At 36.5% G+C, this 24879-nt stretch carries 22 protein-coding genes; 9 read left to right on the top strand and 13 right to left on the bottom strand.

From position 1 onward, the window contains the following. Positions 1-76 precede the first annotated feature (76 nt). The 5 genes from GKZ88_RS09565 (at position 77) to GKZ88_RS09585 (ending at position 4352) form a co-directional block, all read left to right on the top strand. A complete protein-coding gene (locus GKZ88_RS09565; protein ID WP_155102153.1) occupies positions 77-391 on the top strand; it encodes an antibiotic biosynthesis monooxygenase family protein in 315 nt (104 codons plus the stop codon). A 739-nt stretch (positions 392-1130) separates the two neighbouring features. Continuing rightward, the gene (locus tag GKZ88_RS09570) at positions 1131-2354 is read left to right on the top strand and encodes a hypothetical protein (RefSeq protein ID WP_155102154.1); all 1224 of its coding nucleotides are present in this window, start codon (positions 1131-1133) and stop codon (positions 2352-2354) included. Continuing rightward, positions 2351-3085, top strand: coding sequence for a hypothetical protein (locus GKZ88_RS09575; protein ID WP_155102155.1), 735 nt, complete (start codon positions 2351-2353; stop codon positions 3083-3085). The genes GKZ88_RS09570 and GKZ88_RS09575 overlap by 4 nt, the downstream gene beginning before the upstream one ends. A gap of 10 nt (positions 3086-3095) precedes the next feature. Continuing rightward, a complete protein-coding gene (locus tag GKZ88_RS09580) occupies positions 3096-3332 on the top strand; it encodes a hypothetical protein (protein WP_155102156.1) in 237 nt (78 codons plus the stop codon). Between the two features lie 120 nt (positions 3333-3452). Further along, positions 3453-4352, top strand: a complete 900-nt coding sequence (locus tag GKZ88_RS09585) for a hypothetical protein (RefSeq protein ID WP_155102157.1) — start codon at positions 3453-3455, stop codon at positions 4350-4352. Positions 4353-4550: 198 nt separating this feature from the next. Here GKZ88_RS09585 and GKZ88_RS09590 read toward each other — a convergent pair whose 3' ends face one another. The 3 genes from GKZ88_RS09590 to GKZ88_RS09600 form a co-directional block, all read right to left on the bottom strand. Next, positions 4551-5300 (bottom strand): SDR family oxidoreductase, encoded by a 750-nt coding sequence (locus GKZ88_RS09590; protein WP_155102158.1) that lies wholly within the window; start codon positions 5298-5300, stop codon positions 4551-4553. Positions 5301-5646: 346 nt separating this feature from the next. Further along, entirely contained in the window at positions 5647-6594 is a 948-nt protein-coding gene (locus GKZ88_RS09595) for a D-2-hydroxyacid dehydrogenase family protein (RefSeq protein WP_155102159.1), read from the bottom strand. A gap of 582 nt (positions 6595-7176) precedes the next feature. Next, positions 7177-8019 (bottom strand): AraC family transcriptional regulator, encoded by an 843-nt coding sequence (locus GKZ88_RS09600; RefSeq protein ID WP_155102160.1) that lies wholly within the window; start codon positions 8017-8019, stop codon positions 7177-7179. 93 nt (positions 8020-8112) lie between these two features. Between GKZ88_RS09600 and GKZ88_RS09605 the strand changes: the two genes are divergently transcribed. Then, positions 8113-9108, top strand: a complete 996-nt coding sequence (locus GKZ88_RS09605) for a hypothetical protein (protein ID WP_155102161.1) — start codon at positions 8113-8115, stop codon at positions 9106-9108. 22 nt (positions 9109-9130) lie between these two features. Here the strand turns inward: GKZ88_RS09605 and GKZ88_RS09610 are convergent, their stop codons facing one another. The 10 genes from GKZ88_RS09610 to GKZ88_RS09655 all read right to left on the bottom strand — a co-directional run bounded on the left by GKZ88_RS09610 (position 9131) and on the right by GKZ88_RS09655 (position 20855). Continuing rightward, complete coding sequence (locus GKZ88_RS09610) at positions 9131-9721, bottom strand: TetR/AcrR family transcriptional regulator (protein ID WP_155102162.1); 591 nt, start codon at positions 9719-9721, stop codon at positions 9131-9133. A 115-nt stretch (positions 9722-9836) separates the two neighbouring features. Further along, the gene (locus tag GKZ88_RS09615; protein ID WP_155102163.1) at positions 9837-10427 is read right to left on the bottom strand and encodes a TetR/AcrR family transcriptional regulator; all 591 of its coding nucleotides are present in this window, start codon (positions 10425-10427) and stop codon (positions 9837-9839) included. Between the two features lie 75 nt (positions 10428-10502). Further along, positions 10503-12044, bottom strand: coding sequence for a M1 family aminopeptidase (locus tag GKZ88_RS09620; RefSeq protein WP_155102164.1), 1542 nt, complete (start codon positions 12042-12044; stop codon positions 10503-10505). Positions 12045-12173: 129 nt separating this feature from the next. Then, entirely contained in the window at positions 12174-13049 is an 876-nt protein-coding gene (locus GKZ88_RS09625; RefSeq protein ID WP_155102165.1) for an NmrA family NAD(P)-binding protein, read from the bottom strand. A 114-nt stretch (positions 13050-13163) separates the two neighbouring features. After that, a complete protein-coding gene (locus GKZ88_RS09630) occupies positions 13164-13619 on the bottom strand; it encodes a DinB family protein (RefSeq protein WP_196216467.1) in 456 nt (151 codons plus the stop codon). Positions 13620-13779: 160 nt separating this feature from the next. Next, entirely contained in the window at positions 13780-14655 is an 876-nt protein-coding gene (locus GKZ88_RS09635; protein WP_155102167.1) for an NmrA family NAD(P)-binding protein, read from the bottom strand. Between the two features lie 27 nt (positions 14656-14682). Further along, positions 14683-17751, bottom strand: coding sequence for an efflux RND transporter permease subunit (locus tag GKZ88_RS09640; protein ID WP_155102168.1), 3069 nt, complete (start codon positions 17749-17751; stop codon positions 14683-14685). Between the two features lie 8 nt (positions 17752-17759). Beyond that, positions 17760-18695, bottom strand: a complete 936-nt coding sequence (locus GKZ88_RS09645) for an efflux RND transporter periplasmic adaptor subunit (protein WP_347343866.1) — start codon at positions 18693-18695, stop codon at positions 17760-17762. Positions 18696-18831: 136 nt separating this feature from the next. Further along, positions 18832-20190, bottom strand: coding sequence for a TolC family protein (locus GKZ88_RS09650; RefSeq protein WP_155102170.1), 1359 nt, complete (start codon positions 20188-20190; stop codon positions 18832-18834). Between the two features lie 53 nt (positions 20191-20243). After that, positions 20244-20855 carry a TetR/AcrR family transcriptional regulator gene (locus tag GKZ88_RS09655; RefSeq protein ID WP_155102171.1) on the bottom strand — a complete coding sequence of 204 codons (612 nt, stop codon included), beginning with the start codon at positions 20853-20855 and terminating at the stop codon, positions 20244-20246. Between the two features lie 940 nt (positions 20856-21795). Between GKZ88_RS09655 and GKZ88_RS09660 the strand changes: the two genes are divergently transcribed. The 3 genes from GKZ88_RS09660 (at position 21796) to GKZ88_RS09670 (ending at position 24879) form a co-directional block, all read left to right on the top strand. Further along, positions 21796-22605 carry a methyltransferase domain-containing protein gene (locus tag GKZ88_RS09660; protein ID WP_155102172.1) on the top strand — a complete coding sequence of 270 codons (810 nt, stop codon included), beginning with the start codon at positions 21796-21798 and terminating at the stop codon, positions 22603-22605. A gap of 149 nt (positions 22606-22754) precedes the next feature. Then, on the top strand, positions 22755-23345 hold the full coding sequence (locus GKZ88_RS09665; protein WP_155102173.1) for a TetR/AcrR family transcriptional regulator: 591 nt from the start codon (positions 22755-22757) through the stop codon (positions 23343-23345). A 397-nt stretch (positions 23346-23742) separates the two neighbouring features. Further along, positions 23743-24879 carry an efflux RND transporter periplasmic adaptor subunit gene (locus GKZ88_RS09670; protein ID WP_155102174.1) on the top strand — a complete coding sequence of 379 codons (1137 nt, stop codon included), beginning with the start codon at positions 23743-23745 and terminating at the stop codon, positions 24877-24879.

Here is a 24879-nt window from a genome sequence, read left to right on the forward strand (position 1 = left end):
CAGTGCGAATTTAAAATTAACAACCTCGCAATTACAGCTCAACTGTTGTCTGCTTGGAAAAATAAACACAAAGAAAATGGAACAATTTACATTAACGGTCAAATTCACTGCAAAGACAGGAAATCATGAGAAATTTAAGCAGGAACTTCTTAATCTCTTTGATATAATTAACGAAGAAGAAAATTTAGTCAATGCTACAGTACATCAGAATATTCAAAAACCGGAAGAATTTTTGGTTTATGAAATCTGGAACGACAATGTTGAGCATTTTCTTAATGTGCATTTTAAAAAGCCTTATGTACAGGCATGGGACCAGCTGCTATTAGATATGGATGTTGAGCGTGAACCCAGCATTTATAAACCCATTGGAAAATATGGAAAACAAAAATAATACTGTTAGAGTTCATGCTCTTGGTCTGCAGATTTTAAAACAGTTTCAATATTGTTCAAAAAAAGAATCTTAAACATTAAATTTTAGCCATAAAAAAAGTCCTAATTTTCATTAGGACTTTTTTTTGTGGGGAGAGCAGGATTCGAACCTTAAGCTCGTAACCCGCATATTTGCTGCATTTTTCTAATTTTTTTAGTGGTAGTGCCACGATGTTGCCACAGATCTCAACTCATTATTTTTAATGATATCTGATGTATAACTTATTTAATATGAGTGCTATAACTCATTTAAGAAGCGAAGTTAATAAAAAACGATATTAAGTTATCATTTTTTTGAGTTTATTTCTTTGCTTTTTTTGATAATCACACTTTGAATTTTACTTATTTTTTTTATGTAAAGTAGTGAAAATCAGGTATAAATACTTGTTGTATAGAGGTTTTGTTTAATTACTTTTGAAATATAAAACGGAAGAAATTTTCGTGTAGACCTTCAAAAGTAATAGATTGAAGAATAACTGTTTCTGATATAATAATTAGAAAGATTTTTGTGCTTGGAAAGAGTTAACATTTGACAGTATGGATTAAGTGTAATGTCTGTGACTGGTGCATCACAGACGCCGATCTTAGAATGGAAGTAGGTTTTAATTGTATTAGCTGATCAGATATCTAACACAATTTTTTTAAGAAAAAGAAAATTATCGGTGAATTCATAAAGTATTAAAATATATAAACTTAAATATATGAAATTTTACCTTCCCTTGCTTTTTTTTCTCTTTGCATTTATATCCATGAATGCACAGGACACAATTCCTATTTCTCGTGGAAATATTCAAGATTTGGAAATTGGTTTTGGGCCAATTAGAAATGTTATTAAGTTAGATCCAATTACAAGATTACCAATCGGAAATATTCCTTTTGACAGAGTTTTTATTTTAAGAGTCTATTTTGATCCTAAGGCAGAAGAAGATTTTAGAGATATAGATGTCAAAGGATTTTATTTGGTAAATGAAAATGGAAAAACTATTCCTCTGACTTCCTATATGATTAATTCTGTAGATCCAGCTGCGTATGATGCATCAGATACTTTTTTAAAAGTTTATCCTAATGCTATTGATGTTGTAATCCCTCCATTAGATCCGAATAGTGACTATAAAATATTTTATGCAAATTCAGCAATAAAATTCGGCTTATCTTATATAGAAGCATTTAAGCTTTTTTATGAGGGTAAAGAAAATGAAGGGATAGCACTAGCTCAAAAATTTAAGAAAAACAACAACAATGATAAAGCAATTGCAACTGGTAATTCTTTAAAGGAATATTATATTGCTCACAAATCAGCGATAGACCAAATCTTCATTGATAACAAGGATAATATTTCGGAAAGAAATAATAAATTATTCAGTTACATGGAAACAAATAAGTCAGTTACTATGACAATAGGCGGAGAATCTGTAACAGTAGATTTATTTACGGAAGTTAAAGAATTATCAAAACTCAACACCCAGCAGTTTTTGTTGAAAACCAGTTCAGCATTAAGGATAGTTGCTGATGGTGGAATTATATATGCAGGCTGGCAAAAAGGTTTTAATACGGTGACACCATATTTTGGAATAAATATTTCTTTACGGCCAATGGACACAGATATACCATTTAAAACATTGGTAAAATACAATAGGATAAAATTTTATCAGCGCTTTACGGCCAATCTTGGCATTACAATTAATTCAATTGCAAAGGACAATTATAGAGCTAATTTATTTTCAAACAATAATGTAATGATTGGTTTAGGTTATAAAGTTAGTCATGTTCTTAATTTAAATTTTGGAGGGCTCTTATATAATAATATTAACCCAAATCCTCTTGTTGCTACGAAATCAATAGGTATTGCACCATATGCCGGCATATCAATAAATCTTTTAATAAAAGATGCACTTGGAGACATCGCTAAAATATTCAGCAAATGAAAATATTAAAAACCATACTTAGCTTAACTTGTTTGATACTATTTTTCGGATGTTATAAAGAAGACATAATAACAGCAGATGACATTATTATCAGTATGACAGGTAATAATACGTCCATTGCCGCTGATGGAACAAGTAAGCAATTAATTACAATAGAAATTCCATCAACAGCTACGGATGCAAATAACTCAATTACATTAACCACCACTAAGGGACTTTTTGAAATAGTCAATAAGAACACAGTTACTGTAACAGCTCAAAATATTATTGACAATGGCACTTTGCACAAAATAGCTTCAGTAAATTTAATTAGTTCAAATGATACAGGGACTGCTTACGTTACAGCTACAATTAAAAATTATAGTAAAACTGCTGCTGTTTCTTTTACAAATGCTTATGCAGAACAAATAAAACTTTCTGTAGATAAATTGAATTATCAAATTAGTAAGGAAGGGGAAGTAACCGTGACAGTAAAAATAGATAGGCTGCCCGGAAATGGCAGTCCAACCCCAGGACAAACTATTGTTTTGACAGCTTTAGATAATAATTTAAATCCTGTAGGCAGCTTTAGAAATTTTAATACCCTGACAGATACTTCAGGAATTTGTACAAACTATTTTTCGATTCCTTTGACAAACCCATACACTGGCACGGTTACATTTAAGGCAACCGTACAGAGTAACTCATCAGGAACTACAATTCCAGCTTCACAAACGATAACAGCATATTAAAAATAAAAAAATGGCAAAAATTACTACAAAAAAGAAAGTTGTGGCATTTCATCAAGAGTTGAGCGATTTGCTAAGTAAATATAATCTTCTTCCCGAAGATGGAAAGTTAAATTTGATTACATCGCAAATAAATTTTTCAGCGAACAATCTTTTGAATTGTCCACCAGAATGTCAAATGACAAAAGTTGTAACGCTCCCAAATGGTCAAACTACCATAATGACATTTTGTGATCCTAATTGCCACTAAAAGATAAGCTGAAAATTTTAGTATTTATATTATATGAACGAGCTTGTTTGATTGCCAAGAAGCAAGATGTTGATATTCTTTCAATATTAATAATAAGTTTTTTTAACATCTGACACTGACATGGCCAGGAAAGTATATTACAGCAAACCATTAAAATATTTTTGGCAGGACCTTTATGGGGTTCAGAAAAAATTTACGCCATATTTTTCCGATGAACAGATATTTGCTATACTGCGTCAGAATATATTAGCTGCTCCCACCAAGGCCTTCGAAACTCCAGAGATGAGAGGCCTGATAATATCAGGTCTAGAAATGTGGAGAGAGGACTCGAGAGGAGAAATTAAGCATATATTCTTTTTGGATAAACAATTGCGTGAGTTTCTTGAGAATACTCCATTATCCGATTTAGAAGGCATTAAAAAATTCTTATATGAAAATGGCCAAAGCAACGATGTTTTCCATTTGTATTCGAATGAACAGAGCAAACATGTAATTTACCGATTTGCCCTGCATCTGCCGTATGAAGCGGACGGATATGCTTTTTCACTTAGTATTGAAGCTGATGGCAGTGTGGAGCTGTATTTTTCACTGGGTGAAAATGGAGGCCGCATGTCCGATAAATTCTACGCAGACACCATCAAGAAAGACGATCTAATTTCATTAACTACTTCTAAAATGTTTCGGCTTGCAATTAATACAATTGCCTACATGAATTGTTTTCCTGATTGTGTTACTGACGGAGTGCCAAAAAATCTATTTGAAAGAAGCGAAGATATGTCGGTGAAGAACTTTACCTTCAAGGTATCCGATAAGATTAAGGATAGTGAAAATTCACAGTTATCAAAAATGCCGCATTTTAGAAAAGGCCATTTTAGATCATTTCAATCAGATTATTTTGCCAATAAAAAAGGGCAGATCGTTTTCATAGCTGAAACAATGGTGAAAGGAAAGGCCAAGACAGTTTCTACTTCATCGGAAAAAGATGAATTTAGAAGCAATGCAGGCAAAACTAAAAGTTAAATCCGCTTAATTGCAACTTCAAACAATGAGAGTAAGTACCAAATTGGAGATTGCAGAAATATTAAAATGAAAGCCTTTATAAAGTATGGTTAAAGGCTTTCATTTTTTGAAATTCAATTAAATTAAATGAGCAGTATAGTTGACTGAACATCAATTACAGCCAGTAATCCTTGACATTCATTTGATTAAATTTTTATGTTACAGACTTCTAAAGCCGCCGTCGATCAGTAATTCCGCGCCAGTCATATAACTGGATTCGTCTGAGGCTAAAAATAAAAAACCATTAGCGATTTCTTCAACAGTTCCAGCTCTTTTGAGTGGAGTGTTATTGGAAATTGCATCAAGTCTTGTTTTGATCTGTTCTTCTGAATTTCCAGATCTGCTGTATAACGGCGTAACAACAAGTCCGGGTGATAATGCATTTACTCTAATACTGCGCGGAGCCAATGCAGAGGCAAATCCTCTAACTAATGCTCTTGCTGCCGCTTTAGAGGAAGTGTAGGCAATCGAATTTTGCACCCCTTTTTCTGCTAAGGTTGAAGCAGTAACGATTACTGATGCGCCATCCTTAAGAAAAGGAATTGCTTTTTGAAGCGTAAAAAAAACACCTTTATAATTTATGTCTGAGATCTTATCAAACTGTTCTTCTGTAAAATCTTCTATAGGAACATTAAATGAAATCCCTGCATTGATTACCAATACATCAATTTTGCCATGTTGCTTATTTACCGATTCATATAATGCGGTCAAATTATTTATATCAGAGACATCACTTACCAGCGCAGCAGCATCATTTTTTATTTCTAACACCGCTTTATCAAGTGTCTCTTTATTACGTCCTGTGATAATAACTTTAGCGCCATGCTTTGAAAAAAGTTTAGCTGTAGCGAGCCCTATTCCGCTGTTGCCCCCCGTAATGAGAGCTGTTTTATTTTCTAGTCTTTTCATCTGAGTTTCTTATTGTTTAAACCATAAATCTAATGTGCTGTTAATAACGGAGATTATGAAAGCCATTAAGTTGAGCATTCTTTTTAATGGCTGAAGATGGTATTTCCCTATTACTATGATACAAAGTTCCGACAAATGAAAAAGACAAACATTCACATTTGTTAATAAACAATGGGGGCTTAAACATGCAGCTACAGAGAATCTAAATAATTGATTCAGGGCAAAAAAAAATTAGAATCATTCCAATTAGGTTTGACTCTCTGGAAAATGACTCAACAGTACATTTCAGAAGATTTAAAAGTCCCTGTCATGGCTTATAAAAACATAACAGGGAATGGTTTTCATCTTAAATATTATCTTGCATCATCCAATCTGTAATAGCGCTCACAGTATCTTCGTAAAATATCTTATAGGTGTTTTCTGTCACATAACCGACATGGGAAGTTCCCAATAAATTGTCTAATTTTCGAAGCGGATGATTAGCAGGCAGCGGTTCCTGGTTATATACATCTATGGCTGCGCCAGCAATTTTTTTCTCTTGCAGGATTTCAACAAGCGCATCCTGATCAATTAAGGGCCCTCTTGATGTATTGATCAGGTAAGCGGTAGGTTTCATCTGATAAAGATCTTCTCTTTTAATAGTCCCGATTGATCGATCACTCAATACAAGATGGATTGAAATAAAATCGGACTGTCTGAATAATTCTTCTTTGGTGACAAGTTTTGCCCCTCCGGCGGCTGCTTTTTCCTGAGTAAGGTTTTCACTCCAAGCAATCACATTCATGTCGAATGCTTTGGCATAAGATGCAATTTTTAATCCGATATTACCTAATCCTATTATCCCTATTGTTTTTCCTGCAAGATCTGTCCCGATGGTAGTCTGCCATTTTCCTGAAGAGAAATTATTGCTTTCCTGAGGAATCTGCCTTGCAGCCGCCATTAATAGTGCCCATGTCATTTCGGGAGCCCCGCTCCACAAATAACCGGTATTTCTGATTTCAATTCCAAGAGACTCGGCAGTTTGTGTATCAATGGATGCATTACGCCCTCCTGTGGAAACAATCAATTTAAGATTGGGAAGCGATTTTAAAAGGTCTTTATGTAATGGAGTTCTTTCTCTCATAACGCAAATTACCTCGAAGGGCTGCAGACGCTCGGTAAGTTTTTTAAAGTCAGTTATGGTGTCATTAAAAACAGTCACGTTTGCGTGAATTTTTATTGTTGACCAATCAGCAAACTGTTGTGAAACATTTTGGTAGTCATCTAATACTGCTATATTTATCTTTGATTGCATTGTATTGTGTTTTTTAAGTTTTCTAATTTTATGGTGTCATCTCATTTAATATTGTCTTTTAGTCATCATAAAGGGCGCCGAGTTTTTCTTTTGCCTGAAGTTCTCCTTGTTTTGTAATTTTGAAAAGAACAAGGTGATGTACGCCTGTAAACTGCCCGGCATACCAACAAAATATGATTGGTCGAACTAAAGGCCACTTTATATTTTGGGTTTTAAAGATTCAAATGAAGCGTGAAGGCTGCTTTATATTTTATAAAGATTGTATTTTTATATCACACTAAAATTAAATGACAGCACAAAGTTCGGGCAGGATCATTCAAAAAGCATTCACATTTGTTAAGAAATTAAAATGCTTGCAGGTACTTAAGTGCTTCTTTTAATTTTTGCAAGGTGATTAATAGGTACTATTAAAAATAGGAAGTGCGGCAGCAGGAGAAAATCTGCAGCGGATATTCTTTTAGCACTTTTAATGCCTTTCGCCCGCCGAGTATGACTTTAAGACAGAAGAAATTTATCGTTATACATAGGATAAAAAAACAAATCTTTGCATAATTAGAACAGCGCTTATCTTGAGTAAGGTCACTAATTTAATATAGGCGTCTTCCTAAACAAGGAGGGAGTTGTGCCTTTATGTTTTTTGAAAATTTTATTTAAATGGCTTTCGTCATTAAAGCCGAGTTCATCTGCAATTTCTCCAACCCGCAGATCGCTGTAAAGCAGTCTGTTCTCTACCAGTTTTATCCTGTATTTCGCAATGTAGTCCTGCAGGGTTTCATTAGTCTGTTTTTTAAAATATCTTCCCAGATAAGATTCGGAAATCCCAAATTTTTCACTCATTACTGCCACACTTAGTTTTTCCGGCTCATAAATGTGGGACTGAATGTACTGGACTAATATATGGGTTTTGGCATCTGATTGTTTGTTTATGTTATCAGGAAGATACTCGGAGATATTTCTTGCGATTATAACGATCAAAGTATTAATGAGAAGCTGGATAAGTTCTGTATTGTAGAGAGTTGGATTATGATATTCGTGACGAATGGCTTCAATTATAGGATGTACAAGATTTTTATCAGTTTTCCTTTTTAAAATACATCCAGGCTGATGGTTTGCATGCTGTAATATATATTCTAGTTTATAAACATTATTCGAAGTGAGGGCAGCATTTTTAATATAAATGTCCGTAAAACGCAGAAGAAAAATTTTTGTTGGACTGGCAATTTCCAGACTATGGATATCGTCTGGAGTAATCAGGAAAAGATGGCCGGGCTCATATGCTAAACGGTTTTCGTTTATTGTCTGCACTCCGCTTCCTTCAACAATATATAAAAGTTCAAAGAAATTATTTCCTACTTCTGTTATAAGGGATTCTTCAACTTCTTTAAAGATCACTTCGTAGGGCAGATATAAATTATTTTTTGCCATGACATGATATTACTAAATTAGTGAAAAATATTACTGATATTTATGTTTTAAATCAGTATAATTTTGCTCAAAGTTAAATTAAAAATTTTAATTATGAATAAAATTGCTGAGAAAGTAATCGAGAACGATTTTAAAACGCGAAGTTTTACACTGCCTATAGCACCTGCGTCATTTTTTGCGATGACATTAGGTCTTGCGGAAACAGGAAATGCATGGAGAAACGCAGGTTCTCTTTGGGATTTGCCGTCTTATATTGGCGAGATCTTAGAAGCAGCGGCATTTATTTCATTTATATGGTGGCTGGTTCTTTATGTCAATAAATGGTTTCAGCACAGGGATGCAGCTGTTGCGGAGTTAAACGATCCTGTCCAGTCCTCTTTTATAGCCCTCATTCCTGAATCAATAATCCTGATGGCTTTGGCATTTCATTTCTACAGTGAAACAATTGCTCTTTCCCTATTTTGGACAGGTTCAGTCTTGAACCTTTTGTACGGTGCGTACCGGCTTTCAAAATTATGGACACAGGAACGTCAAAGCGAACAGACAACTCCGTCCTTATTTTTAACTTTTACTGCAAGTATAATGGTTAATGCGCTTGCAGCAGGGATACTAGGATATCAGTATTACGGTTTCATGCTTTTAGGCATCGGCACTATTTCATGGCTGATTATGGATTCGGTAATTACCCAGCAGTTGACAGTCGGGGGGCTTGGAGCCAAGACCAGAAATTTCATGGGAATTTATATGGCTCCGCCAGTAATTTTATTTGTAGCTTATCAGGTTCTGGCCGGAAGTGCATTAAGTGTTCCTATTGCATACGGTCTTATGGGATATGCATTATTTATTTTCGTCTCCATTGTTTTTGCACAAAAATGGCTTCGCGAACAAGCTTTTGCACCTGGTTACTGGGCTTATACTTTTGGAATAGCCACCTTGTCTCAAGGGTTGTCAATTTTTGCTTTAAAAGCTGATGACGCTGCAATAACAGGACTTGCTTTAGCGGTATTTTGTCTTACCAATGTTTTGGTATTAGCGGTAGCATCGGGATCGGTAAAGCTTATTTTGAAAGGAAACTATTTTCCAAAATAGAATTTGTTTTACAGGACCAAGATCATAATGTGTTTTCGTTTATGATTTTTTTTAAGTAAGTATTTATGACCTGCATTTTATCATTATTGCCTGCTAATTTGCAGGTCATTATACCGCCTTCTATCATTGCAAAGGCAATGGTCGCAAACTCCTGATGATTCCATGCGGGCTGAAATTCTTTTTCCCTGATCCCTTTTTGGATCAGTTCAGAAATTATTTTTTGAATATAGTTGACGCACTGATTGACTTTATGCTTTACCACAGGATTTGTATCATCGGATTCGCTTCCGAAATTCATCATTGGACAACCTCCGTCAAAATGAGTATTGACAGGGGCTCTAAATGTATCCACATATGCTGTAAGCTTCTCGTAATTTGATTTATATCGTGCAAGGGATTTGTAAATCATTTCTTTAAGGGCGTCAATGTTATGATCCACTGCTGCATTGACTAAAACTTCCTTACTTTCAAAATGATTGTAAAGACTTCCCTTAGCAAGTTTAGTAGCGTGCATTATATCATTCATAGAAGTTCCTGCAATACCTTTTTTGTTGAATATCGGCGCTGCACTTTCTATTATAAATCGTTTTGTTTGTTCACCTTTTGTCTTCATAAATTTTTATTAGCTTTTAATTTGTAAGGGCAGACTAGCAGCTGTCTTGGGCCTGAATGAAAGAGAACTTAATAAATTAAAGACTAAGGAAACTTTTAGGATGCTGGAATATAGTTTACTCCAGATCTTCAATAATTTTATTAAGCGAGAGCATTACAATATTTAAGTTTTTTACTTCTCCCGTTGCTTTGGCTATCATTATCGCACCTTCAATTATTGCAATGATTGTTAGGGCTGTTCTTTCGGGATCAATCGAATCTGCTTTGAATTCTCCTGCAAGAATGCCCTGCTTTATAAGCTGCACTAACTTGTCTTTCCAAATAAGAAGCACCCTTTCTGCCATTTTTTTAAGGACGGGATGGGTATCATCCGCCTCTGATGCAGTGTTTAAAATTGGACAGCCGCCCTGTGTTACCTTCAGATCATAATAATTTGAATACAGGCGCGGATACACAAGCAACTTAGCTTTGAAAGTAACTTGTTTTTCAATTTCATTATTAAATGTATCCTGCAGTTTTTTTACATTATACCTGAATGCTGCAATTGCTACATCATCTTTGTTTTCAAAATTCCCATAAATTGCACCTTTGGTAAGTCCTGTGGCATCGGTCATATCACTCATAGAGGTCCCGCTGTATCCCTTCATATTAAAAATAGGAGCAGTCTTTTCTATAATAAATTCTTTTGTTTTTTCTGCTTTACTCATAATTGTAATGATATATATTACAAATATATACCAATCGGTATCACAGTCTGCTGTTGTTAACGATTTTTTATAGATTTAATCCTGCCATTTGAAAAGAGTTTGAAGGTTTGAATCTTCAGACATTTCCAAAACGGGAATTCCATCTATTATTTTAATTGTAAACTCATTAACTAACCTCACTTTTGAAAAGTCGATCAGCTTTCCATCGAGCATATAAGATTTCACTTCTGTCTCTACCTGCTCTTTGGGCAAATAACGGCTTGCTGCCGATGCAAAATCATCAATGGTCAGAAGCTGTCTTTTGCTTCCTTTATTTTCATTGAACAGATCAAGGAGAAAGGCCCTGATGTTATATTTCCCTTTTGAACTCAGACGAATTTGATTGTCCAGGTAGAAGGCATAAATAAATCCTCTCTGGTAAGACAATTTCTCATATTTTCCATCTTTCCAGAAATATTTCGCAATGGAGTCCGACGGTGCTGTATTGACAGGGCTGGTGTAATGTGGCCTTAAATTGTTTTGATTCAAATAGGTCAAGAATTCGTTTTTATCAATCATCGTGGATCCTGCAAGGTTAAAAATGGAAATGTAATCGTTAAACCCTTCTGAGAACCATAAATTTTCCATGGCTGAGGATTTAAATTTCAGACCGTGGCCTATCCAGCTATGGGAAGTTTCATGGGCAATAACTTCTTTTTTCAACAGATCAAAAGATCCGCTGTATTTCATTGTAAAACCGTTTCCAAGATTCATACCGGTACGTGTCGAAGCGACATCGTTAAAAAGAGGAAGTATGCATAAATAATAATATTCTTTTGAATAATCCTTCCAGAAATTTCTTGTTGTAGGGAAAAAATTGTCAAAGTAAGGTCTGATTTGCTTTTGCATATCTAGTAGAGTATCCCTTTTTGAGGTAATGGCGTAGTAAGGACTTCCATATACATTGTATTTTTTGATAATTAAATCGCTTTCCATTACCATCAGTACATCTTTTCTTTTCCCAAATTCAATTACCTGTGCATTATTTGGTTTAGCTTCAGGGGATACTGAAATAAAATAGGGCATATCGACAGGAAATGAGTCCCATACAATGGAAACATTTTTATAAGATCTGTTTGCTGCATCCAAAAATAAATTATAGCCGATTATATAAAAAGAGCCTTTGGATATAACAGGGCGGAATAGCTCATTTGGCAGTGCCCTTTTTGCATCGATAACCAGAGTGCCGTCAATTTCATAATGCAGTTTTTTCCAACCAGACTTCTGATGATGAACAATTATTTTTCGATCCGCCTCTACAATAGAAATCTGATCATCTTTTGGTGCATAAATATTACTCAAGACCTTGAAAATAGCATTCTGGCCGCCAACCAAATCACCATATATAAAAACAGTACTGTCTTTCTCTGCGGTAACGTAATAATTAAGATCTACCTTTAATGTTGAAGAACTCCCATCCCATGAAAGATGATAGTCCATGTTGTCTTTTGATATTTTTTGCTGTGCTGAGGAAATTATACAAGTAAATAAAAATAAAATCAAAAAGAGATGTCCATAAACAAAGCTGAAAGTTTTGTTTTTTATAGTAATATAAGAGAGTAGAGGTGTATTTTTCATTTGGAATCAGGATAAAATATCGTATGTGTAATGTTGAATTTGCTGACTACGAGGGTTAGATATATTGACATCAAGGCTCGTTTTCAGCCTTGATGTCATTAATTACTATTTAGACTGTAAGCGATGATATTAAAGCAATGCTGCCTTATTTTTAACGATAAAATCCATCATACTCATAGGTTTCTGCCCAGTGATTTCTTCTACGTTATTGTTTGTTCCAGAGAAATATCCGTCCTGGCAGTCCTGCGCTACCGCCAATATATGCTGGGTGAAGTAATCGTTTCCTCCCATAACATTTCTAAGAGTTGGTTCAAATGCAGGAATATCAACAGGGACATAGGTAATCTTTCTTCCAAGAACCTCTGAAACCATATCGGCAATTTGATATTGTGTCATTTCTTCAAGCCCGTAAAGTGGATATGTTTTTCCGGCATGAGGTGCGGGATTTGCTAGTATTGATGCAATTACGCGGCCTTGGTCCTCACCGGTAATAGGTGCATATGCAACATCAGCAAAGGGATATGAAATAGCATTTTGTGTCTTGATCGAGCGGATGGAGTACAACAGCCACTCTGCAAAAAATGTCGGTTTAAGATGTGTTACGGGAACTCCCGATCTGTCAAAGACCCTTTCTGCAACCCAATGGTTCTGCGATCCGTGGCTAATAGAGGTACGTCTGGCAGGCACCTGCGACATATTTACAATTGCCTCAACTCCTTCTTCAAGAGCTGCCTGAGCAAAATAAGCCGTAGATTCAATTATACCTGGTATTTGAATAGGGAAGAGGTAATATGCGGCCCTGATATCTTTTAAAATTTCGCTGATTAGATTGAAATCGGAAAGATTCCCCACAACTACTTCAACCCCTTTTTCCTCCAATGCTTTTGAGCGGTCATCTACACGATGAACCAATGCTCTTACTGGTATGTTCAGCTCAGTTAATTTGTCGATGGCATGTCTGCCGGTAACTCCTGTGGCTCCTGTTATTAAAACTTTTTTTTCCATGATTATTGTGTATTAAAATTTTATGTTCTTGCTGTCCTAAACATTAAAATATGTTGCAACAGCATAATTAATCTGCAGCGCTTGCGCTGATTTTGCCCTGCGGGCTGCCTTAAATTATTTATTCATTTTTACCAGCTGAAGCATTTTTTCAATTGTCTTGTAATGGACATTCTCGTGGAATAAAACAAACTGTAGTACTCCCACCGTGATTTTTTGATTTCCAGCAGATATCTCCATGGTTTTAGACTCTTCAATACCTTTACTTTCCTGAAAAGCACTGACGGTTTGAAGAAGTGCGTTTCTCACTAAATCAATATCCTCTCTACTTAAAGGTTTCTCGGGCTTTTTGTTTTTGCCAAAAAGTTCAGTGTCAAAATTGTGTACCGGGGCGATGAAATCTGAATTTTTCGAAAGAATTCTTTCGCTGACAGTGATAATATGACCCATGTTCCAAATAATATTGTTTTGATAACCCTCGGGTATATAATTGTACTGTTCAACGCTGAGACCATCGGTCATTTCGTGCAATGCATCGCGGCTTTGCTGTAATTTTTCAAGATACTGATTCATGAGTGGTTTGTTTAGATAAGAAAATGTGAGTTGAATAATCTGATGCATTGCTGGATCAGAGAATTTCAGGCTGGTTTATAAAAATGGAAAAGTACTCGCAGTAAATATTGCAGGCAGCGGTTTATACTGTTTTTCTTTTCCATCTTTCTCATGCTTTGTTTTAAATAAAAGCAGCTTTGTTTTTTGATACAAATTCAGCTATTTCCATAGGTTTCTGTCCTGTCAATGTTTCAACAAGGTCATTCATTCCGGCAGTACGCCCTTCTTTAAGATCCAGACCTAATGAAGATACATGCTGAATGAAATATTCATCTGCATCCATGAATTTTTTAACGATATCTACAAATGTTTCAGTGTCAATTGGAACATAAGTAACTGTTCTGCCCAATGATTCAGTGAAGATTTCTGCGATTTCTGTCATGTTTAAGATTTTCGGACCAAAAAGATCGTAGCTTTTACCTTGATGCGCAGTAGGACTCACTAACAACGTTGCTACAACACGTCCGATATCTTCCGTTGCAATTGGAGCAAACCTTGCTTCGCCAAATGGAAGGAAGAACTTACTTTGTGTTTTGATCATAAATGCCTGATACATGAACCATTCAGCGAATAATGTGGGACGCAGGTGTGTAACAGGAATTCCCGAACGGTCAAATACACGTTCTGCGATCCAGTGATTCTGTGCACCATGGCTTCTTACGTTGCGGTGCGCGCCGAATTGAGAAAGGTTTATAACGTGTTCCACTCCATTCTCTAACGCTGCCTGAGCAAAGAAGGCTGTTGCCTCTATAATTCCAGGTGCTTTGATCGGATAAACAAAAAAAGCGCTTTTAATCCCCTTTAATGCAGTAGAAACTGATTCAAGGCTTGATAAATCCCCTTCGATTATTTCTACTCCCTGCGCGGCTAAAGCCTCAGAACGCTCATCTATTTTATGAACCAGTGCTCTGACAGGAATATTGTTTTTTAAAAGATACTGTACGGTGTGACCGCCTATGTTTCCGGTAGCACCGGTAACTAAAACTTGATTTTTCATAATTGTATTCTTTAATTTATTGTGTTATTAATTCGGCTGCTGTACATCCTGGTTTACCTCTATTCTTGGAGGGATCAGTTTATACATTACCGGTGTGAGAATTCTTGATAATAATGTTGAGGAAATCAGCCCTCCAATAAGGACGATTGCCAGCGGTGATATGTTTGGATTAGGATTCAGCGCAATAGGAATAAGTCCGAAAATTGCAGTGAGCGAGGTAAGTACAACGGGCAGAAATCTAGTTTCCCCTGCATGTACGATTGCTTCTTCAAGAGGCATACCTTCACGACGGAGCTGGTTTGTGAAATCAACCAGCAGAAGTGAGTTTTTGACCTCAATTCCCGAGAGTCCAATAAATCCGATGATCGTTACAAGACCCATATGATTTCCACTTAAAAACAGCAGTACAATCCCTCCGACAATACCAAGGGGAATTACCGAAAGCACAATAATGATCCCTTTGAAATTCTTAAACTGCAGGATCAGTGCTGCAACAAACAAGAAGATGCTCATGATAATAACGGTGATGAAATTACCTCCTAAAGAATCTCCTTCTGACTCTTTTTCTCCCGATAATTTATAATAATATCCTTCGGGCATTTTAATAGCGTCTATTTTTGGCACTACTTCCTTAAGTACATTATTGGCCAATATTCCCTCTTTTGTATATGCATTGACTTTGGCGTATCTGCTTTTATTAAAGTGATTGATCGCCGTTGGAGAGGTTTCGAATTTTACTTCTGCAATCTGGTTTAATGCTACAGGCTTTCCGCTTGAAGTATTGACAAACATGTTATGAAAAGCATCAAGTGTCGCAAATTTTTGCAAAGGGGCGCTTACAACTACCTTACGGCTGTCTCCTTTTTCATCAATATATTGCGCTACTTCAAGACCTGCTACAGCAAGCCTTACGGTTTTATCAATATCGCCAGTCTGGATACCAAGAGTTCTGGCTTTATCTCTGTTGATATTCACTCTTACATCTGTATTATAGACATTAAGTTCATTGTTTACATAAACTGTCCCCTTGTCGGCGCGAAGGATTTTTTCAACTTTAAATGAAATTGCACGAATTGAATCCATATTCTCACCAAATATTCGAATTGAGATAGGCGCCTCGATAGGAGGACCCTGTTCAAAATCTTTTACCTCTACTTTGGCATAAGGAAAGTCAGCGAGTCTTTTACGCAGTTTCTCGATAAGTTCTATTTTCTCTGAAGGTCTGGCCTCATTGTCCATCTGCACAAGTATTTGTGCAAAATCGGATTGTTCTTTTTGCTGGCGGATATTATAATATACTTGTGGATTTCCCTTGCCAACGTTGCTGGTAAAGTACTTAATTTCCGGATATTTTTTCAATACAGCCTCAACCTGTTTGGTTATTTTGTCGCTCTCTGTCAGATTGGTCTGCAGTGGCATATTCAGGTTAACCAGAAACATTGCTTTTTCAGATGCCGGGAAAAGTTTAAATCCTACTGCCGGAAACAGAGCTATCGCCGATCCGCTTAAGGCAAGGGCAATAAACAGCGTTAAAAGAGGTTTATGAAGGGCATGTGTCATTATTCCTCCATAAAAGTTAATAAACTTCTGAAGGTTTCTTAAAAACATATTCCCGTGATCATTTTTAGGTTTTAAAAGTATGCGGCTTGCTAAAAAAGGAACAAGTGTAAGGGCAACTATCATTGAGGCAAATACGCTTGACATGATGGCAACAGGAAGGCTTCTAACAAATTCACCGGCCTTATCAGGCAGAAATGCAAGAGGAAGGAAAGCAATGATCAATGTAGCGGTACAACCCAGTACGGCCTCACCAATCTGCGCGGTACCTTTCAAGACAGCGTCGTTTTTAGAGTATCCTTCGCGAAGCCATCTTTCAATATTCTCCACAACAACAATACTATCATCCACCAGCAGTCCCAATGCTACTACAAGTCCGACGATACTTAATTGGTTGAGTGAATATCCAAAAGCATTCAGTATTACCAGACCTAGTGCCAGACTGATTGGAATGGTAATCATTACAATTATCGAAGCGCGCGTTCCCAGAGGAAGAAGTGTAATAAGCACGAGTAAAATTGCAATAGCAAAATCTTCACCTAATTTATTCAGACGGTTTGATACCATCTTTCCCTGATCAAAGTTTTTTATCAGTTTGATGTTTGCAGGAAGTGTCTTTTCAAATTGCTCAATAACCGGAAGGTATTTTTTCTCTACACTTGCTATATTTAAATTTTCCTTCATTGCAGCGTTTACCAATACTGCGCGAACTCCGTTAAGTCTTACGTAATGCTTTTCGACCTCGTTTTTCCTGCTGATTTCAGCAACGTCTTTAAGATAGGTGATCTGGCCCGCTGTGTTATATATAACAGTATTGGCAACATCCTCTGCATCTTTGTATTTTCCGCTTGTTTTGACATTAAAAGATTTAGCTCCCATGTTGAGGTTCCCCCCTGAAATGTCGGTGCCTTCACTCTGCATGCTTCCAATAACCGCACTGATAGGAATTTTTAGACGTGCTAACTTATCAAATTGCAGATCGACGTGGATTTCCTGTTCAGGAACCCCGGAGTATTCAACATTTTTCAGCTCTGTTATTTTCTCGAGTCTCGTTTTGAGCTCGTCAGCATAATCTCGCACGGCCTTTGCTGAAGCATTTTGTGATACCAGCGCGATCTGAAGAACATTAACATCACTTGAATTAATTTTTTCAACCTTCAGCGAGTAAATATCTTTCGGGATTTCATTGCCTTTCAAGGCATTTATTTCAGTTGACAATTCCTGGTATTTGTTCTCGACATCTACGCCATATTTAAAATCGATTACAAGTACTGCCAGACCATTTTTAATGGTGGTCATTATCTTGGCTATATTCTCAAGCTGATATATTTTTTTCTCAAGAGGCTTCACTACAGTCTCCTCCATTTCCTTAGGGCTTGTTCCGGGATAGATCACGGTAACAACATAAGATGGCGGGTGCAGGGCAGGATCCTCTGCTCGCGGCATTGTGAAGAGCGTTGCCAGTCCTACTGCTGCCACCATGGCAAACATGATCAGGGTGAACTGGTAATTTTTTACCGCATAGTTTGTGATTTTCATAGCGTAAATTATTTGATTACTTTAATTTGAGACTGCTCATTTAAAAAAGCGCTGTTGGAAACAATAATTTGTTTTGTATTTTCAAGACCGCTTTTAACAGCTACCTGCTGATTATCGAAATCATCAATGATAATCGGCACTTTTTTTACTTTTCCTTCTGAAGTTATTGTAAAGACAAAGGCTTTGTTGCCATCGGCTTCTATAAGCGCATCATAGGGAATCATTTTGCTTGAAGTATTGTGCTGGGTCAGGATTACGGCCTTACCGAACATGCCGATTGCAGGTTTTGATTTATTAAGTTTCAGTTTCAGTTCAATTTGATAGGACCCGTCCATGTCATTGGAAACTTGTGATTTCCTGAAAACAGCAGCCTGGATGGTTTCTTCAGGATAGCCGTCCAGAGTCACTTTGGCCGACTGGCCGAGTTCTATCATTACCCATTCCTTGTCTGTTACACCTACTTTGAGAATATAATCGCCATTGCCTCTGCTTTCATTGATTGAAAGAACTGGCGAACCAGCGCTGATCACCTCGCCGATATTGGCTATTTTTTTGTTCACAAAACCATCTGTTACGGCATAGATTTTAGAATACTGTGCATTAAATGCCACAACCTGTCTGGACTTCTGTGCCAGATCCAGCTTCGTTTTTGCATCCTGCATCTGTTCCAGTGTATTTACACTATCCCTGTAAAGGTTCAGCGTTCGGGTATAATCTCTTTTTGCTTTTTCTACATTAAGGTTTGCCTGATCCACTCCGGCTCCAATTTCTGTGCTGTTAAGGGTGGCCAGAAGTTTTCCTTTTTTAAAGAACTGTCCTTCTTCAACATAGATATTTTGAATTATGCCAGAAATTTTAAAGGAATAGTCAGCTTCATTTTCTGTGGTTACAAGTCCTGTTGCAGCAATCTCAGCTGCGTTTTGAGTTGAACCGATCTGGATCACCTTAACAGGAATAAGATCTGTATTTGCTATTTTCTCAGACTCGTCCGGCTTATGCTTGCAGGCGGTAAGTGAGAATAGGGCACTAAGGAGTAAAACAGGGATGATATGTGATTTCATGATATGTTATTTATTTTAGTTAATTTATGTTGAAGCTTGCCGTAGCACGTTCGATATCAGCGTACCTTATCCAGGCGTCAAAAAGTGCGATATTGGCTTCCAGCTGTGCATTTATAAGCTGATTTTGGGCATCAAGCAATTCGATATAAAGTGCCTGTCCTTCTTTATAAAGCCTCAGCTCATCTTTATAATACTGATCGGTTGTCTTTAGCTGTTTCTCTGCCGCATCATGCTGGGCAACTGCACTTTGAAAATCATTTTTGGCAATATTGAGCTGCGTTTTGAGTTGTGTTTCTACATAAGAGCTTTCTGCTGAAAGGCTTTTTTGCTGTGATTCCACTTGTTTTCTTTTGTAGATATTTTTACCTGATGCAAAAAGGTTCCATTCCATATTTACACCAAAAAGGTAGTATCTGCTGTCCTGGTTAAATTTAAAATCAAAGGCCTGCGATCCAAGGTCCAGAAAGGTGCCTACTTTAGGAATGATGTAGGATTTTGTAAGCCCTTCAACATTTTCGTTTATCTGCATGGCTGTTTTGATTTTAGCAAGTTCTTCTCGTCGGCTCACATCCGCTTCTGTAAGTTCTATTACCGGCAGGGCGGTATCAGTATCTACATTTATGGAATCGGTTAATGGTTTATTGAGCAGAAAGTTGAAGTAGGATTGGGCTGATTTCTTATTCTGCTGTGCTGTTACCAGATGTGCATTTATTTTTGAAATTTCATTCTCACTGCGGATCACAGCAGTCCTGTTTATTTTTTGATTATTGAACAGGGCGGTATTGATCCTATTGTTTTCCTTAACGAGTTTCATTGAAGACTCATAGATCTTAATTGCATTATCAGCTTTTGCAAACTGATAGTATGCTTTTTTTATTTCCTTTACCAGCTCTCGCTTGTAAAGGAGCACTTCGGTTTTTTGTAAATCTATCTGCTGATTTTTTATGCGTTTATTGTAGATCAGTTCAGCATTTAAAAGCGGAAGACTGGTTCTGAATTTTGCATCATAAAAATTATCGGGATTAAGCTGTATGCTTTGATTCTGCAGCTGGGGAAAATTGTTGGTCCCCGTGAGTGTATTCAAGGTCGCATAGGCTTTATTTAATAAATCCCCGCTTGGAAATTCAATAGCCCTTCCGCCATCAGCCTTAGTATAGGTTGTACTGAAAGTTACACTCGGAAGAAAAAGGCTTTTGGCTTCCTTTAATGCGTACACACTTTTCTCTAAGAGAAAGTCCTGTTCTTTTATGCTTTGATTGCTGGCAATCCCCTCCCTGATATAGTCGTCTAAAGTGGCCTGTGCGAAAGAGAACTGCGAGACTGCCATAAGACAGAATAGGAGCGCATGTTTGGTAAATTTTACTTTTAAAGTTTTCATTTTTGATTGCTGTATTAATTATGAACAGTGTTCGAAATAATTGCAAAAAAAGCCTAAAGCTTTTCTAGCATAAAAATTAAATTTTTATAACCATCCTCAATAAGCTCTTCTGAAGTCTTATCTTTAAAGGTACTGGTTCTGTCTTTACAGAAGAGCGCACTCATTCCGTGCAGGGAAGAAAGAATTGTAAAGGACAGGTTCTCTGCATCCATGCCTTTAAATCTTCCGGTCTCCATACACTGCCTAACTACACTTATCAGGTAGTCAAGGGTTCTGACTCCCATTCTCCAGGGATCATCCTCCGATTTCTTCTTTAATGGTTCGTCGACTATAAACATTAAGTTGTAGAAATCCTTGTTATGTATAGCAAAATCAAGAAAAACGTGTCCCATAGCTTTCAGTCTTTCAAAGGGATCGCTTACATGCTCAAGTACCTGCATGCTGCTGAGTAGAACCCGGAATCCTTCCTCATGCAGTTCATGAAATATTTCACCCTTTTCCTTGAAATAGAAATAGATGCTGCTTGGACTGTAATCAATAGCTTCTGCAATATTTCTCATACTGGTAAGCTCGTATCCTTTTTCCAAAAAAACCTTGCGGGCCCCATCAAGGATGAGTTTTCGCATATTTTCTTTCTCTTTTAATTTTCTTACTGCTATTGACATACCCTTTAATTTTACTGCAAAGATAATCGAACACTGTTCGAAAAAAAAATCTATTGACTAAAATTTTCAATTCTGCAGCTGACAAACACTTTTCAGTTCTTCTAAAGAGCCTTTTTTCTGCTTAAGAATTTCATGGAAAATCCCACCAATTTGAGCACTAGTCTATAACACTTTTTTAGGACAGCCTGCTGTATTTCTTAATCCTTCAACTAATTTAGTTTACTATTTGATTTTGTTTAATACATAAAATTCAGTTTTGCAGCTAAAAGCTAGTATGCCAATATTATTTAATACCTAAAGTATGATGCATTTTTAATGCCACAGTGTAATTTATTGATTTACAGTCTGTTATTTGTTTTGTACCTGTTTAATAGATGCTTAATATCGCTTTTCGTTCATTTGTGATGCGATATTTGGACAGTTATAATCAATAAATTTATTATGTCAATTCACTGTTAATTAGTGTTTTATATGTTGTGATTCATTGACAAAGTTGCGACATTCGTCAAGGCTAAACATTCACATATGTGAATAAATACGAATGCTCCCGAAAAAGAGGCAAAGCATTGTTTTTATAAATCCTTAAATCTGTCGTCTTCATTTTTGAAAATGGGAAATTTTAAGATGTTAATGGAATTGCTATCAGTTCTTCTCCGGGATATCATCTGACCTTCATCACCATTCAATAAATACTTTATGGAACAAGAGTCTTATATATAGGTCTTCTTTATATAAGAAGTTCGGTTCGGTTCAAAAACATGGATTTGCTTTGGATCTCGGCATTATAATAACAAGGATAAAAGGGGTTAAGGAGAGTCTTCTTTAATATAAGCAGCTGTAAGCGAGTTTTTTTTATTTCTTCACATATGTGAATTCTTATTGTTTTTTCTTGCCATTACTTTGTCATGTAAAATAATACTAATATTTAAAAATTATAATCATGAAAGATAAACCAATTGTTTTCGATAGTTCAGTCGCTCAAAATTACGACGATCTTTTAGGTGCATTTATGTTTGAACCATTTGCACTTGACCTTTTAGAAAGAAGCCGCATTGCCAGCGTGGAGAATGTTTTGGAACTTGCCTGTGGAACAGGCCGCGTAACCAAACATCTTTCGGATCTGCTTCCGTCAAAAGCTTCTCTTACCGCTACGGATATTAATCCGGGTATGATCGCAGTAGCAAAAAGCAGAGTACCATCTGCTGAAGTAAAGTGGGAGACTGCTGATATTTCAAAGCTGCCTTATGATGACAACACATTTGATCTTATAGTATGTCAATTCGGGATAATGTTTGTTCCTGACAAAGTGAAAGCGCTTGAAGAAATTTACAGGGTCCTGCAGCCTGGGGGAAGAGTAATCTTTAATACCTGGGGGCCAATTTCAAACAATAAGGCATGGCAGATCAGCAATTTAGTGGTAAACTCTTTTTTAGGTAAAGAGCCGACTGCAATTTTCAACGAGGGCCCATTCTGTATGAATGATGAAAAGACAGTATTACATCAATTAGAAGTAGCTGGGTTTAAAAATAAAAAAGCAGTTTCTGTTCGAAAATACAGCGAGATTGAAAATGCATCAGTTGCAGCTAAAGGTTTTATAATCGGTCTTCCGACACTTAACCTTATCAATGACAGAATCCCGCATTTGCTGCCTGATGTAATTGAAAAGTTAGAAGAGAAATTATCGATGGACCTTGGCGATAAACCTTTGCGAACTTCTTTTCAGGCCTGGGTATTTGAAGCTGTAAAATAATCGGTACCAGTATACGGGACGCGATGCTAAAAACTAATTTATTGATTTAATTTAAACCGGTCTGTATAGCGGGTTGTAAGGGATTAATATTTTTTTATCATTTAATATACCGATCGGTATAAATTAGTTTAATGTTATAAAGACATGCCATGGGAATTATAGAAAGAAAACTTAGAAACAGGGAAAACATTCGAAATACGATTTTGACTGCTGCTCTTGAAATAGTAAAAAAAGAAGGATGGCATTCACTGAGTATGCGAAAAATTGCTCAGATCATAGAGTATACCGTGCCGGTAATTTATGAATATTTTGCCAGCAAGGATGCACTGCTTAATGAGCTGACAAAAACAGGTTTTAAAAGACTTGCGGCAGTTCTCCAAAAAGCTCGAATCCTGGAAGATCAGCCAGGTCAGAAATTAAAAAAGATGTGGACGGCCTATTGGGACTTTGCATTTGCTCAAAGCGAGTTTTACCAGCTGATGTTTGGAATCGACACGCATTGCTGCCAGGAGAAAGTGATATTGGATGATGATGAAAATCCGTCCAAAATGTTCCTCAGCGTACTTGCAGAAATACAGGGCGTTGACGCGTCAGACCAGCAGGTTTCTTCCCAATACTTTGCGATGTGGTCGGCAGTGCATGGCCTGATTGCTATAAATATGGTCAATCCGCAAAACAGCGAAGCATTTAACATGAAGGTATTGGAAAATCTAATTGCAGGTTTCACCAATTACAAGTAAGTTTTTTTTTTAGCCAAAAGTTAACACGGTTAGAAATTATAGCAGCATAAAAAAACATCACAACACTAAAAAACAGTTAAAGAAATCCACTTTAAAACTTGAAATTAAATTGACATATCGCATAATTAAACGCTCTTATTTGGTATTTGGCAGATTAAATTTTTGCAAATAAATACAACTGCCTGATTTTTAATTAGTTGTATTAAGGTATGATTAATGTGTTTTTGAGTTTTTAGTTTAACGTGTTGATTATTAAGTGTTTCTATTTAACAAATGTGAATGTTTTTGGTTTTTGTGCGCTGTTACTTTGTATCAGATTAGAACAACAAAAAAATAATAAAAATCATAATACCAAAAAATCAATAATAAAATAATGAACACTTTAAAAATTAAAATCATGAAAATCTTTTCTTTATTTATCCTTGCATTTATATATAGCTGTACAGGAAAACAGGAAGCTCAGGCTCCTGCATTAGAAGTACTGCCGGTACTTAGCGTTAACTCTGGAAATGCAACTGTATATTCAGAATATCCGGCCTCGGTTGAGGGCCGTGTAAATGTGGAAATCCGTCCACAGGTAAATGGAACACTTGACAAGGTGTTTGTAGATGAAGGTGCTTACGTTACCAAAGGAACACCTCTTTTTAAAATCAATGCAAGACCTTATCAGGAAAGAGTCAATAACTCCAAAGGAAGATTACTTGCTGCACAGAGCGCCCTTACAAATGCAAGACTTGAAGTGGAGAAACTTACTCCTCTTGTTGCCAATAAGGTTGTGTCTGACTATCAATTAAAAACTGCTATTGCCACTCAAAGAATTGCTGAGGCAAATCTAGGGCAGGCAAAAGCAGATCTTGAATCTGCGAGAATAGATCTTGGGTATACTTTAATCACAGCTCCGGTCAACGGATATATCGGAAGACTGCCTAAAAAACAAGGAAGTCTTGTAGGGATAGCTGATCCTGAGGCTTTGGCGGAACTTTCAGATGTTCATGAGGTGCACGTATACTTCTCACTTAGTGAAAGTGATTTTGTAGCTTTTAAAACAATGTATCCGGGAAAAAACCTTGAACAGAAAATTGCACATCTTCCCGAGGTAGAACTTGTCACAGCTGACGGTACTATTTATGGTAAAAAAGGCAAAATAGAACTTGTAAACGGACAGTTTGACAAAAATACCGCTGCTATTACATTAAGAGCTTCGTTCCCTAACACTGAAGGATTATTAAGATCTGGTAATACAGGTAAAATCAGATTAGGTCTGGAATTTAAAAATGTAATTAATATTCCGCAGGCCGCAACTCAGGAAATGCAGGATAAACTTTTTGTATATCTGGTAGATAAAGATAATACAATAAGTAAAAAATCTATTGAAATATCTGGAAACACAGGAAGCAATTACATCATAAAGGCAGGTCTTCAAAAAGGGGACAGAATTGTTTCAAACGGTTTTGACCATATACAGGAAGGACAAAAGATCCAGCCAAAACTAGCAGCTCCAAAGTCGCCAATTCAAGTAGCAACCATTAAATAA

The organism is Flavobacterium sp. LC2016-01 (genome assembly GCF_009711135.1).
GTDB lineage: Bacteria > Bacteroidota > Bacteroidia > Flavobacteriales > Flavobacteriaceae > Flavobacterium.

What these genes read in the sequence shown, in the direction of transcription:
- GKZ88_RS09585 (WP_155102157.1), top strand. Translation starts at nt 3,453, where the DNA reads ATGGCCAGGAAAGTATATTACAGCAAACCATTAAAATATTTTTGGCAG.
- GKZ88_RS09575 (WP_155102155.1), top strand. Translation starts at nt 2,351, where the DNA reads ATGAAAATATTAAAAACCATACTTAGCTTAACTTGTTTGATACTATTT.
- GKZ88_RS09655 (WP_155102171.1), bottom strand. Translation starts at nt 20,855, where the DNA reads ATGTCAATAGCAGTAAGAAAATTAAAAGAGAAAGAAAATATGCGAAAA.
- GKZ88_RS09630 (WP_196216467.1), bottom strand. Translation starts at nt 13,619, where the DNA reads ATGAATCAGTATCTTGAAAAATTACAGCAAAGCCGCGATGCATTGCAC.
- GKZ88_RS09670 (WP_155102174.1), top strand. Translation starts at nt 23,743, where the DNA reads ATGAAAATCTTTTCTTTATTTATCCTTGCATTTATATATAGCTGTACA.
- GKZ88_RS09610 (WP_155102162.1), bottom strand. Translation starts at nt 9,721, where the DNA reads ATGAAGACAAAAGGTGAACAAACAAAACGATTTATAATAGAAAGTGCA.
- GKZ88_RS09635 (WP_155102167.1), bottom strand. Translation starts at nt 14,655, where the DNA reads ATGAAAAATCAAGTTTTAGTTACCGGTGCTACCGGAAACATAGGCGGT.
- GKZ88_RS09580 (WP_155102156.1), top strand. Translation starts at nt 3,096, where the DNA reads ATGGCAAAAATTACTACAAAAAAGAAAGTTGTGGCATTTCATCAAGAG.
- GKZ88_RS09665 (WP_155102173.1), top strand. Translation starts at nt 22,755, where the DNA reads ATGGGAATTATAGAAAGAAAACTTAGAAACAGGGAAAACATTCGAAAT.
- GKZ88_RS09650 (WP_155102170.1), bottom strand. Translation starts at nt 20,190, where the DNA reads ATGAAAACTTTAAAAGTAAAATTTACCAAACATGCGCTCCTATTCTGT.
- GKZ88_RS09595 (WP_155102159.1), bottom strand. Translation starts at nt 6,594, where the DNA reads ATGCAATCAAAGATAAATATAGCAGTATTAGATGACTACCAAAATGTT.
- GKZ88_RS09615 (WP_155102163.1), bottom strand. Translation starts at nt 10,427, where the DNA reads ATGAGTAAAGCAGAAAAAACAAAAGAATTTATTATAGAAAAGACTGCT.
- GKZ88_RS09565 (WP_155102153.1), top strand. Translation starts at nt 77, where the DNA reads ATGGAACAATTTACATTAACGGTCAAATTCACTGCAAAGACAGGAAAT.
- GKZ88_RS09600 (WP_155102160.1), bottom strand. Translation starts at nt 8,019, where the DNA reads ATGGCAAAAAATAATTTATATCTGCCCTACGAAGTGATCTTTAAAGAA.
- GKZ88_RS09625 (WP_155102165.1), bottom strand. Translation starts at nt 13,049, where the DNA reads ATGGAAAAAAAAGTTTTAATAACAGGAGCCACAGGAGTTACCGGCAGA.
- GKZ88_RS09620 (WP_155102164.1), bottom strand. Translation starts at nt 12,044, where the DNA reads ATGAAAAATACACCTCTACTCTCTTATATTACTATAAAAAACAAAACT.
- GKZ88_RS09590 (WP_155102158.1), bottom strand. Translation starts at nt 5,300, where the DNA reads ATGAAAAGACTAGAAAATAAAACAGCTCTCATTACGGGGGGCAACAGC.
- GKZ88_RS09640 (WP_155102168.1), bottom strand. Translation starts at nt 17,751, where the DNA reads ATGAAAATCACAAACTATGCGGTAAAAAATTACCAGTTCACCCTGATC.
- GKZ88_RS09660 (WP_155102172.1), top strand. Translation starts at nt 21,796, where the DNA reads ATGAAAGATAAACCAATTGTTTTCGATAGTTCAGTCGCTCAAAATTAC.
- GKZ88_RS09605 (WP_155102161.1), top strand. Translation starts at nt 8,113, where the DNA reads ATGAATAAAATTGCTGAGAAAGTAATCGAGAACGATTTTAAAACGCGA.
- GKZ88_RS09570 (WP_155102154.1), top strand. Translation starts at nt 1,131, where the DNA reads ATGAAATTTTACCTTCCCTTGCTTTTTTTTCTCTTTGCATTTATATCC.